This window comes from Enterovibrio sp. FF113 (assembly GCF_041439165.1).
GTDB classification, from domain to species: Bacteria; Pseudomonadota; Gammaproteobacteria; order Enterobacterales; family Vibrionaceae; genus Enterovibrio; species Enterovibrio norvegicus_A.
Genome location: NZ_JBGONO010000009.1, coordinates 173,052 through 184,513 on the forward strand (window position 1 = coordinate 173,052; position 11,462 = coordinate 184,513).

Annotated in this window: 9 protein-coding genes; 1 reads left to right on the forward strand and 8 read right to left on the reverse strand. The window is 47.6% G+C overall.

Going from position 1 to position 11,462, the window contains the following annotated elements; translation table 11 throughout:
- Positions 1-54: 54 nt before the first annotated feature.
- The 8 genes from sucD to sdhC all read right to left on the reverse strand — a co-directional run bounded on the left by sucD (position 55) and on the right by sdhC (position 9,589).
- Positions 55-927, reverse strand: a complete 873-nt coding sequence (sucD, locus tag ACED36_RS09445) for a succinate--CoA ligase subunit alpha (protein ID WP_016961086.1) — start codon at positions 925-927, stop codon at positions 55-57.
- Positions 927-2,093 (reverse strand): ADP-forming succinate--CoA ligase subunit beta, encoded by a 1,167-nt coding sequence (gene sucC, locus ACED36_RS09450; protein ID WP_016961085.1) that lies wholly within the window; start codon positions 2,091-2,093, stop codon positions 927-929. The genes sucD and sucC overlap by 1 nt, the downstream gene beginning before the upstream one ends.
- Positions 2,094-2,189: 96 nt before the next feature.
- Positions 2,190-3,404 (reverse strand): 2-oxoglutarate dehydrogenase complex dihydrolipoyllysine-residue succinyltransferase, encoded by a 1,215-nt coding sequence (gene odhB, locus ACED36_RS09455; RefSeq protein ID WP_017005763.1) that lies wholly within the window; start codon positions 3,402-3,404, stop codon positions 2,190-2,192.
- Positions 3,405-3,432: 28 nt separating this feature from the next.
- The gene (sucA, locus tag ACED36_RS09460) at positions 3,433-6,243 is read right to left on the reverse strand and encodes a 2-oxoglutarate dehydrogenase E1 component (RefSeq protein ID WP_017005762.1); all 2,811 of its coding nucleotides are present in this window, start codon (positions 6,241-6,243) and stop codon (positions 3,433-3,435) included.
- Positions 6,244-6,362: 119 nt separating this feature from the next.
- A complete protein-coding gene (locus ACED36_RS09465) occupies positions 6,363-7,073 on the reverse strand; it encodes a succinate dehydrogenase iron-sulfur subunit (protein WP_017004274.1) in 711 nt (236 codons plus the stop codon).
- Between the two features lie 15 nt (positions 7,074-7,088).
- Positions 7,089-8,855 carry a succinate dehydrogenase flavoprotein subunit gene (sdhA, locus tag ACED36_RS09470; protein ID WP_016961080.1) on the reverse strand — a complete coding sequence of 589 codons (1,767 nt, stop codon included), beginning with the start codon at positions 8,853-8,855 and terminating at the stop codon, positions 7,089-7,091.
- Complete coding sequence (gene sdhD, locus ACED36_RS09475; RefSeq protein WP_016961078.1) at positions 8,856-9,203, reverse strand: succinate dehydrogenase, hydrophobic membrane anchor protein; 348 nt, start codon at positions 9,201-9,203, stop codon at positions 8,856-8,858.
- Positions 9,197-9,589 carry a succinate dehydrogenase cytochrome b556 subunit gene (gene sdhC, locus ACED36_RS09480; RefSeq protein WP_016961076.1) on the reverse strand — a complete coding sequence of 131 codons (393 nt, stop codon included), beginning with the start codon at positions 9,587-9,589 and terminating at the stop codon, positions 9,197-9,199. The genes sdhD and sdhC overlap by 7 nt, the downstream gene beginning before the upstream one ends.
- Positions 9,590-9,994: 405 nt before the next feature.
- On the opposite strand from sdhC, the gene ACED36_RS09485 reads away from it, so the two are divergent.
- Positions 9,995-11,284: a citrate synthase gene (locus ACED36_RS09485; RefSeq protein WP_016961075.1), complete on the forward strand. Its 1,290-nt coding sequence runs from the start codon at positions 9,995-9,997 to the stop codon at positions 11,282-11,284.
- The last annotated feature ends 178 nt before the right edge of the window (positions 11,285-11,462 follow it).

The window sequence follows — 11,462 nt, forward strand, 5'->3', positions numbered from 1 at the left end:
AAAAAAAGCCGCTCTACAACGAGAGCGGCTTTTTATTAACTAATACTTGGCGTATTACCAGCCCGTGGTTTCACGTAGCGCTTTACCGATGTCCGCAAGACTCTTAACAGTCTTAACACCTGCAGCTTCCAGTGCAGCAAACTTGTCTTCTGCTGTACCTTTACCGCCAGAAATAATCGCACCGGCATGGCCCATACGTTTACCCGGAGGTGCGGTCACACCTGCGATGTAAGAAACAACGGGTTTAGTCACGTTAGCTTTAATGTAAGCTGCTGCTTCTTCTTCCGCTGTCCCACCGATTTCACCGATCATCACAATCGCTTCCGTCGCTGGATCTTTCTCAAACATCTCAAGGATATCGATAAAGTTTGAACCTGGGATTGGGTCACCACCAATACCTACACAAGTAGATTGGCCGAAACCTTCGTCAGTGGTTTGCTTAACCGCTTCATAAGTCAGCGTACCTGAACGTGAAACAATACCCACTTTGCCTGGCTTATGAATATGACCAGGCATGATGCCAATCTTACACTCACCCGGTGTGATAACGCCTGGGCAGTTTGGACCGATCATGCGAACGCCAGCTTCGTCTAGCTTCACTTTGACTTCCAGCATATCCAGTGTAGGAATGCCTTCTGTGATGGTCACGATAAGTTCAACACCAGCATCAATCGCTTCAAGGATTGCATCTTTACAAAATGGTGCAGGTACGTAGATAACTGACGCTGTTGCGCCTGTCGCTTCTACTGCTTCTGCAACCGTGTTGAACACAGGTAAACCTAGGTGAGTCGTGCCACCTTTACCTGGAGATACACCACCAACCATTTGCGTACCGTACTCAAGCGCTTGCTCAGAGTGGAACGTACCTTGGCCACCGGTAAAACCTTGGCAAATAACTTTGGTATCTTTATTGATCAAAACAGACATTATTTGCCCTCCGCTGCAGCAACAACTTTATCAGCTGCTTCAGTCAGTGAGGTCGCAGCAATAATGTTCAGGCCGCTATCGGCCAGTTTTTGAGTTCCAAGTTCCGCATTGTTACCTTCAAGGCGAACAACAACTGGGACTTTGACACCCACTTCTTCCACTGCACCAATGATGCCGTCTGCAATCAGGTCACAGCGAACAATACCGCCGAAGATGTTAACCAGAACGGCTTTCACGTTGTCGTCAGACAAGATGATTTTGAATGCTTCAGTAACACGCTCTTTGGTCGCGCCGCCGCCAACATCCAAGAAGTTTGCTGGGCTACCGCCGTGCAAGTTCACGATGTCCATCGTGCCCATTGCTAGGCCTGCACCATTAACCATACAGCCGATACTGCCATCCAATGCGACATAGTTCAGTTCCCACTGAGCGGCATGCGCTTCACGCGCATCGTCTTGACTTGGATCGTGCATTTCACGCACTTTAGGCTGACGATAAACAGCGTTGCTGTCGATGGTCAGTTTGGCATCCAAACAATGCAAGTTGCCTTTGTCTGTAATGACCAGTGGGTTAACTTCTACCAGTGCAACATCACGCTCGATGAACAGCTTAGCAATACCCATGAAAATTTTGGTGAACTGCTTAATTTGCTCGCCTTGAAGACCCAACTTAAAGGCCAATTGACGACCTTGGTATGGCTGAGGGCCAACCAATGGATCAATAGCTGCTTTGTGGATCAGTTCTGGCGTTTCTTCAGCCACTTTTTCTATTTCCACACCACCTTCAGTAGATGCCATGAAAACAACGCGACGTGTGCCACGGTCTACAACCGCACCCAGATACAGCTCTTTAGCAATATCTGTGCACTCTTCAACCAAAATTTTACTGACAGGTTGACCGTTAGCATCTGTTTGATAAGTCACTAGGTTTTTACCCAGCCAGTTATGTGCAAACGCTTTGATTTCTTCTTTGTTGCTAACAAGCTTCACACCGCCCGCTTTACCGCGGCCACCAGCATGTACTTGGCATTTAACGACCCATTTGTCGCCGCCAATCTTGTCAGCCGCTTCGGCTGCTTCTTGAGGAGTGTCACAGGCGTACCCTTCGGATACAGGCAGCCCATATTCAGCAAATAGCTGTTTTGACTGATATTCGTGCAGATTCATGATGTTCTATCCGTGTCAATTCCATATTATAGGTCTAATTGCTTTCCAAACAGGGGGCTACCATGCCCCCTGTAAACCGACTAAGGCCGGGACTGCTTATACGTCAAGCAGCAAACGCGTTGGGTCTTCTAAAAGCTCTTTAATCGTCACCAAGAAACCAACAGACTCGCGTCCGTCAATCAGGCGGTGGTCATAAGAAAGAGCAAGGTACATCATTGGCAGGATTTCAACTTTGCCGTTAATCGCCATTGGGCGTTCTTGGATCTTGTGCATACCAAGGATAGCAGCCTGAGGCGGGTTGATGATCGGTGTCGACATCAGCGAGCCAAACACACCACCGTTGGTGATAGTGAAGTTACCGCCAGTCAGATCATCAACGGTCAATTTGCCATCACGGCCTTTAAGCGCTAGCTCTTTAATGCCTTTTTCAACATCAGCCAAGCCAAGACGATCGCAGTCACGCAGTACTGGTGTCACCAAGCCGCGTGGCGTAGAAACAGCCATGCTGACATCAAAGAAGTTGTGGTAAACAATCTCTTCACCGTCAATTGATGCATTCACTTCTGGGTAGCGTTTCAACGCTTCAACCACGGCTTTTACATAGAAAGACATGAAACCGAGGCGGATACCATGGCGCTCTTCGAACACATCTTTGTATTGCTTACGAATGTCCATGATAGGTTTCATGTTCACTTCGTTGAAGGTTGTCAGCATGGCGGTGCTGTTTTTTGCTTCAAGCAAACGTTCAGCAACACGCTTACGAAGACGCGTCATAGGCACACGCTTTTCACTGCGATGACCTAGAGCTGGCGTTTCTTCTTTCACTTGTGCAGGTGCTGGAGCCGCTTTAGCGCCACCATTTTTCAAGAAAGCATCGATGTCTTCACGCGTAATACGCCCGCCTACACCTGAACCCTTGATTTGGTCAGGGTTAACGTTGTTCTCTGCAAGAAGACGACGAACTGCAGGGCTAAGTGCATCGTTCTGCTCTTCGGTAAGAGACGCGGTATGGCGTTTATCTGGTGATGACTCAGAAGCTACAGGAACATCTTGAGTTGGTTCACCCGCAACTGCTCCTGCTTTGATTTTTGCAAGCAGTTGCTTAGAAAGTACCGTCGCACCTTCCACTTCGATAATCGCTTCCAACACACCATCTTCAGGTGCTGGCACTTCGAGAACCACTTTATCGGTCTCAATATCCACCAGAACCTCGTCGCGTGTTACGACGTCGCCCGGCTTCTTGTGCCAAGTAGCCACTGTCGCATCTGCGACAGACTCGGGTAGGTCGGGAACCAGAATTTCGATTGTCATATCGTTTATTTCCTTAGCTTTCTAGTTCTTAATTCAGGGTAAGAGCGTCTTCAATCAACGCTTTTTGTTGTTTTAAATGCACAGACATGTAACCAACAGCAGGAGATGCAGACGCAGCGCGTCCCGCATAGCTCAGCGTTGAATCCGCCGGAATTGCCATTCGGAAATTGTGCTGACTGCTATACCAAGCGCCCTGGTTTTGAGGCTCTTCTTGGCACCACACAAAGTCTTTGGCATTAACATATTGACTGATAACCGCTTGTAGGTCCTCTTTCGGGAACGGATACAGTTGCTCAATACGCACAATGGCGATGTCTTTAATTTCTTCTTTGCGTCTTGTTTCAAGCAAGTCGTAGTACACCTTACCCGAACACATAACGACACGTTTCACGGCATTGGCATCCAAATCATCCACTTCACCAATTGCTGCTTGGAAATTACCATTCGCGAGTTCATCCAAGGACGATGTACACAGCGGATGACGCAGCAACGACTTAGGAGACATGACCACCAGCGGACGACGCATTGGACGAAACACTTGACGACGAATCATGTGATAGATTTGCGCTGGTGTTGATGGCACACACACTTGCATGTTTTGTTCAGCACAAAGCTGAAGGTAGCGCTCCAAACGTGCAGATGAGTGCTCAGGGCCTTGACCTTCGTAGCCGTGCGGCAGAAGCATAGTCAGACCACACATACGGCCCCACTTTTGCTCGCCAGAGCTAATAAATTGGTCAATCACCACTTGGGCGCCGTTTGCAAAGTCACCAAACTGAGCTTCCCACAAGGTTAAGCCACCCGGTTCTGCCGTTGCATAGCCGTATTCAAATGCCAGCACTGCCTCTTCAGACAATACCGAGTCAAACACTTGGAACGGACCTTGTTTATCATGAACGTTAGCAAGTGGAATATAGGTACTTGCATCAGTTTGATTGTGCAACACAGAATGACGGTGGAAGAAAGTTCCACGTCCTGCGTCTTGTCCACTGATACGAATACGTTTTCCATCATCAACAATAGTCGCGTAAGCCAGTGTTTCTGCCATGCCCCAGTCCAGTGCTTTTTCACCGTTAACCATCGCAATACGATCGTTATTTAGCTTTTCGACACGGCTGTGAAGCTTATGGCTTTCAGGATATTGCGTGAGACGCTGACCAATCTCGACCAATCGTTTCATATCGAAGGTATTCGCCCACTCGATAGTCCAGTCATGACCCAAATACGGAGACCAATCAACCGAATGAAGCGCCATAGGGCGGTATTCTTTCGTAACATGCTCACCGCGATCAAGCGCATCACGGTATTCGTTGATGAGGTACGTCGCTTTCTCTAGATCGGCAACCTTTTGATCGGCCAAAACATCGGCGTAGATTTTACGCGGTGTTGGGTGTTTTTTGATTTTTTGGTACATCAGCGGCTGAGTTGCATTTGGCTCATCGGCTTCGTTGTGACCATGGCGGCGATAGCACACCAAATCAATAACAACATCACGCTTAAAGGTATTGCGATAATCCAACGCTAAACGAGAAACAAACGCGACAGCTTCAGGATCATCTGCGTTTACATGCAGAATTGGAGCCTGAACCATCTTCGCTATATCTGTACAATATTGCGTAGAGCGCATGTCGTGCGGATTAGACGTCGTAAAACCAATTTGATTATTCACAACGATGCGAATGGTGCCGCCAACACGAAAGCCTCGGGCCTGTGACATGTTGAACGTTTCTTGCACCACACCCTGACCAGCAATCGCAGAGTCACCATGAATAGTGATCGGCAATACGGTTGAGCCGTCTTTATCGCCCAAGCGATCTTGACGAGCTCGGACAGAGCCGATAACCACTGGATTAACAATTTCTAGGTGTGAAGGGTTAAATGCCATCACCAAGTGAACATCGCCACCAGGTGTTGCAAAGTCACAAGAGAAGCCTTGGTGGTACTTAACGTCGCCCGTTCCCCAAGATTCACCATGTTTGCCCGCAAACTCATCAAATAGCTCTGAAGGCTTTTTCCCCAGAACGTTGACCAGCATGTTCAGACGACCACGGTGGGCCATACCAACAACGACTTCACGCACACCGTTTGTACCGGCTTGGCGAATAATTTCCTTCACCATTGGGATCAGTGCATCGCCACCTTCAAGAGAGAATCGTTTTGCACCAGGGAATTTCGCGCCTAAGTAGCGCTCCAAGCCTTCTGCAGCTGTTAACTCTTCAAGCAACGCCATTTTCTCGTCGGTTGAAAATTTAGGCTGGCCAACAACAGATTCTAAGCGCTGTTGGATCCAACGTTTTTCGTCTGTGTCAGTAATGTGCATATATTCTGCGCCGACAGAACCACAATAGGTTTTGTTCAGAGCATCATAAAGGTCGGCAAGTTTCATGCTCTCTTGCCCAATGGCAAAAGAACCTACGTTGAAGGTCTCTTCGAAGTCTTCTTCGTTGAGAGAGTGAAAAGATGGATCCAGATCTGGAACGCGTTCACGTTGCCAAATACCTAATGGGTCCAATGTTGCTTGTTGGTGTCCACGGAAACGGTAAGCATTGATTAACTGCAATACTTTGACCTGTTTCGCATCGACATCCGGATCACTGACTGAGGCACTAAAATGCGCTGTCTCGGTGGCGAGCCTACGGAAGTATTCACGAACTCTTGAGTGGGGTTGCTCAGGTGCGTTGCCATTCACAACAGGCAGCTCATTAAACACTGCTTGCCATTCGCTATCTACAGACTCGGGGTCACTGAGGTACAGTTCGTAGAGGTCTTCTACGTAAGTTGCATTGGCGCCAGCCAAATGAGAAGACTCTAACCAAGCCTTCATCACGCCATTTTGCATTGTTATCCCTTAACCACTTAGTTATATGTATTACCACAACCGGAGGTTAACCGGCGTTCCTTTTAAGCTCCTCTCGCGAGGAGCCTAAATCTTAATTCATGTAGGTACAGAACCCGATATTACACCGCGCGCTTAAGCAGCATGGAGCGAATATGGCCTATAGCTTTTGTCGGGTTTAGTCCTTTAGGACAAACATTTACACAGTTCATGATGCTATGGCAACGGAAAACACTAAAAGCGTCGTCCAGATCTGATAAACGTTCTTCGGTCGCAGTATCACGACTGTCAATTAACCAGCGATACGCAGCCAACAGGCCTGCCGGGCCGACAAATTTGTCTGGGTTCCACCAAAATGATGGGCATGACGTACTACAACATGCACACATGATACATTCGTACAGCCCATCAAGATGTGCGCGATCTTCAGGCGATTGCAAGTTTTCACGCGCGGGTGGAATACTGTCATTAATTAGGTACGGCTTAACGCGTTCATAGTTTTGATAGAACTGAGTCAAGTCAACAATAAGGTCACGTACGACAGGCAAACCTGGCAGTGGACGAATCACAATGCTCGATTTATCAGTCAATGCTGATAACGGCGTGATACATGCCAAGCCATTTTTACCATTCATGTTGATGCCGTCGGAACCACATACCCCTTCGCGGCAAGAGCGGCGAAACGAAAGCGTCGGATCTTGCTCTTTAAGCAAAATAAGCGCATCGAGAACCATCATATCCGAGCCTTCAGGCACTTCAAGAGCGTACCCTTTCATGTGCGGCGCATCATCAACATCTGGGTTGTAACGGTATACAGAAAAATTCAGTTTCATGATTAACTACCTCCCTTAGTATGTACGCGCTTTAGGCACAAACGTATCACGATGAATCGGTGTCATATTGACATCACGTTTCGTCATCGCTTCAGTTTCTGGGTTGTAGATGGTGTGGCATAGCCAGTTTTCATCATCTCGCTCTTGGTAGTCAAAGCGAGCATGTGCGCCACGACTCTCGGTGCGGTAATTCGCTGCAACTGCCGTAGACAACGCAGTTTCCATCAGATTATCAAGCTCCAAACACTCGATACGCTGAGTGTTGAATTCACTTGAATTGTCATCAAGACGCGCTTCTTTAAGGCGCTCGCGAATAACTTTAAGCTCTTCCAGACCTTTTGCCATGGCTTCACCTTCACGGAAGACCGAGAAGTTGTTTTGCATGCAAGACTGAAGATCTTTACGAATTTGAACTGGGTCTTCACCCTTCGGCGTTGAATTCCAACGATTCACTCGAGTTAGAGACGCTTCAATGTCAGATTCTGATGCATCACGCGCTTCAACTTGTGCTGCCAGCGTTTCACCAAGGTGAAGACCCGTCGCACGGCCGAAGACAACCAAATCAAGTAGCGAGTTGCCGCCAAGACGGTTCGCACCGTGAACAGAAACGCTCGCGATTTCTCCGCAAGCAAACAGACCTTGAATTTCAACATCGTTGCCGTTCGGATCTTGCTTGATAGCTTGACCAGAAATCTGAGTCGGTATACCGCCCATCATGTAGTGACAGGTTGGAATGACTGGAATCGGTTCTTTAATGGGATCAATGTGTGCAAAGGTGCGAGACAACTCAAGAATACCTGGTAGGCGTGCTTCGAGAACGTCTTTACCCAAGTGGTCCAATTTCAACTTAAGGTGCGGACCCCAAGGGCCGTCACAGCCACGGCCTTCACGAATTTCAACCATCATTGAACGTGCAACAACGTCGCGACCTGCAAGGTCTTTCGCGTTTGGTGCATAACGTTCCATGAAGCGCTCGCCGTCTTTATTGAGAAGGTAACCACCTTCACCACGACAACCTTCTGTAACCAATACCCCCGCACCAGCGATACCTGTTGGGTGGAACTGCCACATTTCCATGTCTTGCATTGGAACGCCAGCACGCAACGCCATACCAACACCATCACCAGTATTGATGTGAGCATTCGTAGTGGATTGATAAATACGACCTGCGCCGCCTGTTGCCATGACGGTTGCTTTTGCTTTGAAGTAGCAAATCTCACCACTTTCCATACACATTGCTGTTGCACCAACTACCGCGCCGTCTTGGTTTTTCACCAAATCCAGTGCATACCACTCAGAAAAGATCATTGTTTTATTTTTGATGTTCTGTTGGTAAAGAGTGTGCAGCAGTGCGTGGCCGGTTCGGTCAGCAGCAGCGGCAGTACGAGCCGCTTGCTCGCCACCAAAGGCTTTTGACTGACCACCAAATGGGCGTTGGTAAATACTGCCATCTTCGAAGCGAGAAAATGGAAGGCCCATTTTTTCTAATTCGATAATTGACTGAGGGCCGGTTTTACACATGTATTCAATTGCGTTTTGGTCACCAATATAATCGGAGCCTTTAACGGTGTCATACATATGCCATTCCCAGTTATCTTCATGGGAATTACCTAGTGCTACCGTAATACCGCCTTGCGCAGAAACAGTATGTGAACGGGTTGGAAATACTTTTGAAAGCAACGCACAAGAAAGGCCTTGCTCTGAAATTTGTAGTGCAGCACGCATACCTGCGCCGCCAGCACCAATGACAATTGCGTCAAATTCTCTTACTGGAATACTCACTTACACACCCCACAATACGAAAAAGCCAGTCAACAGGTAGACAAAAAGCAGTGCTACTATGCCAAACTGCATCAGAGCGCGAACCAATGTCGGCTTGATGTAGTCCGTCAGCACTTGCCACATGCCAATCCACGCATGGATAAGCACACAAACCAGCGCTAGCATGGTGAATACTTTGTTGCTTGTCTGGCCCCAAAACTCAATCCAACTTTGATAAGTCAGGTCTGGACCAAATGCAAAAAAGCCCACCATATATAATGTGTAAAGTGTCATGATGATGGCAGTGGCACGGATCAAGATAAAATCATGAACACCGTTTCTACCAAATGAAGATACATGTCCTACCATACTAACCCCCAAGCTAAAACAGACAGCACGGCAGTAATGCCGAATGCCACTTTCGCGCTCATGTTTCCTGACTCAAGTTCTTCGAAATACTTCATATCCATCAGTAAGTGGCGAATACCACCCACAATGTGATAAGCGAGCGCCGTTAAGATGCCCCAAAGTATGAACTTGGCAAAAAAGCTATCAACGATGTCCGCTGCAGCTTCGAAACCGCTTGGAGAAGATAATGACAGGCTTAGTAGCCAGAGAAGGATGGCAACCGAGAAGAAGGTGATGACACCCGAAACGCGGTGCACGATAGACGCTATCGCTGTGATGGGAAAGCGTATGGTCTGAAGGTCGAGGTTTACCGGTCTTGGCTTTGTTACTTTCACGATATGGCCCACTCAGCTCCATTGAGCAATTATTGTTATAACACTCTCTGCATATACATTTCGCGATCGCGCCAGACCTGCAACATCTTTAATTACGTTTTACGGTGTCTTCTGCTATTAACTGCAGATCAAGCCCCGTTTTACGCAGAGAAAATATCGATTTGAGCCCCGAAACGCCCCGGCATTATGTAATATCCAGAGACCTGTCGCAGAGTATATGCCCCGTAACATTTAAACACAAACCAATAAAATTGACGGAAATCCCGAAACAGAGCATTAACTTATTACGCACATATTTTTGATACTTGCGTACACCCGACAAAGATCACTTCTGCAAATTGACATCTTATGAAGCGATCGGTACAACAACGGGGTCCGTATCCGGGATAGGATTATATAAAAACAAAGGAGAATGTTATGGCAGAGAAGAAAGCTACCCTACAAATAGAAGGGAAAGCACCTATCGAACTGCCGATCAAAAGGGGCACAGTCGGTCCGGAAGTGATCGATGTTCGTGCGTTGGGTGCAAATGGCTATTTTACGTTTGACCCAGGTTTTGTTGCAACAGCGTCGTGTGAGTCACAAATTACGTATATTGATGGTGACGCTGGCGTTTTATTGCACCGAGGCTTTCCAATTGATCAATTAGCCAATAACGCTGATTATTTAGAAGTCTGTTATATCCTTCTGTATGGGGAAGTCCCAACCCGTAAGCAATACGAAGAGTTCCGCAAGATCGTTACTCGTCACACTATGGTGCACGAGCAAATTGCGAGCTTCTTCCACGGCTTCCGTCGTGATGCACACCCTATGGCTGTCATGGTGGGTGTTGTCGGTGCTCTTGCAGCGTTCTATCACGATTCGCTCGACATCAATAACGACGAACACCGTGAAATTACAGCGTACCGCCTGCTATCTAAAATGCCTACGCTGGCGGCAATGTGTTACAAGTACTCAATCGGCCAACCGTTCATTTATCCGCGCAATGATTTGGACTACGCCGAAAACTTCCTACACATGATGTTTGCTACCCCGTGTGAAGAGTACGACGTCAACCCAGTCGTTGCCAAAGCCATGGATAAGATCTTTACCTTACACGCTGACCATGAGCAAAACGCATCAACTTCAACGGTTCGTTTGGCAGGTTCTTCTGGTGCTAACCCATTTGCATGTATTGCAGCGGGTATCGCATCCCTTTGGGGTCCTGCACACGGTGGGGCAAACGAAGCATGCTTGAAGATGCTGGAAGAAATCGGCTCTGTCGACAATATTCCTGAGTACATTGAGCGTGCGAAAGATAAAGAAGACCCATTCCGCCTGATGGGCTTCGGTCACCGTGTTTACAAAAACTACGACCCTCGTGCAACAGTAATGAATGAAGCATGTCACGAAGTTCTCGATGAGCTCAACATCAATGACCCATTGTTGGATGTCGCGATGGAGCTTGAACGAATCGCGCTTTCTGACCCGTACTTCGTTGAGAAAAAACTGTATCCAAACGTCGATTTCTACTCAGGTATCATCCTGAAAGCAATCGGTATTCCAGCGTCCATGTTCACCGTGATTTTTGCGATGTCTCGGACTATTGGTTGGATTGCTCATTGGAACGAAATGCACAGCGATCCGCAAAACCGTATTGGCCGACCACGTCAGCTATATACTGGTTACGATCAACGTGATTTCAAACCATTGAAAGATCGCGATTAAATTTCGTAGCTAGCCAGGTTTTATCGCTAAATCAAACGCCGCTTAATGAACTGACCCCCAATAGTTGGACGACCAATTATTGGGGGTCTTTTTATGTCCAAATACAATCGCGAGTTTAAGTGCCTCGTTGCCAAGCAGTGTCTAAATGGGGTGTCATCTGAGGTGCTTGCTAAACAAC

Excerpts from the sequence above, each read along its gene's own strand:
- sucD (WP_016961086.1), bottom strand. The coding sequence starts at position 927 with ATGTCTGTTTTGATCAATAAAGATACCAAAGTTATTTGCCAAGGTTTT.
- sucC (WP_016961085.1), bottom strand. The coding sequence starts at position 2,093 with ATGAATCTGCACGAATATCAGTCAAAACAGCTATTTGCTGAATATGGG.
- odhB (WP_017005763.1), bottom strand. The coding sequence starts at position 3,404 with ATGACAATCGAAATTCTGGTTCCCGACCTACCCGAGTCTGTCGCAGAT.
- sucA (WP_017005762.1), bottom strand. The coding sequence starts at position 6,243 with ATGCAAAATGGCGTGATGAAGGCTTGGTTAGAGTCTTCTCATTTGGCT.
- ACED36_RS09465 (WP_017004274.1), bottom strand. The coding sequence starts at position 7,073 with ATGAAACTGAATTTTTCTGTATACCGTTACAACCCAGATGTTGATGAT.
- sdhD (WP_016961078.1), bottom strand. The coding sequence starts at position 9,203 with ATGGTAGGACATGTATCTTCATTTGGTAGAAACGGTGTTCATGATTTT.
- ACED36_RS09485 (WP_016961075.1), top strand. The coding sequence starts at position 9,995 with ATGGCAGAGAAGAAAGCTACCCTACAAATAGAAGGGAAAGCACCTATC.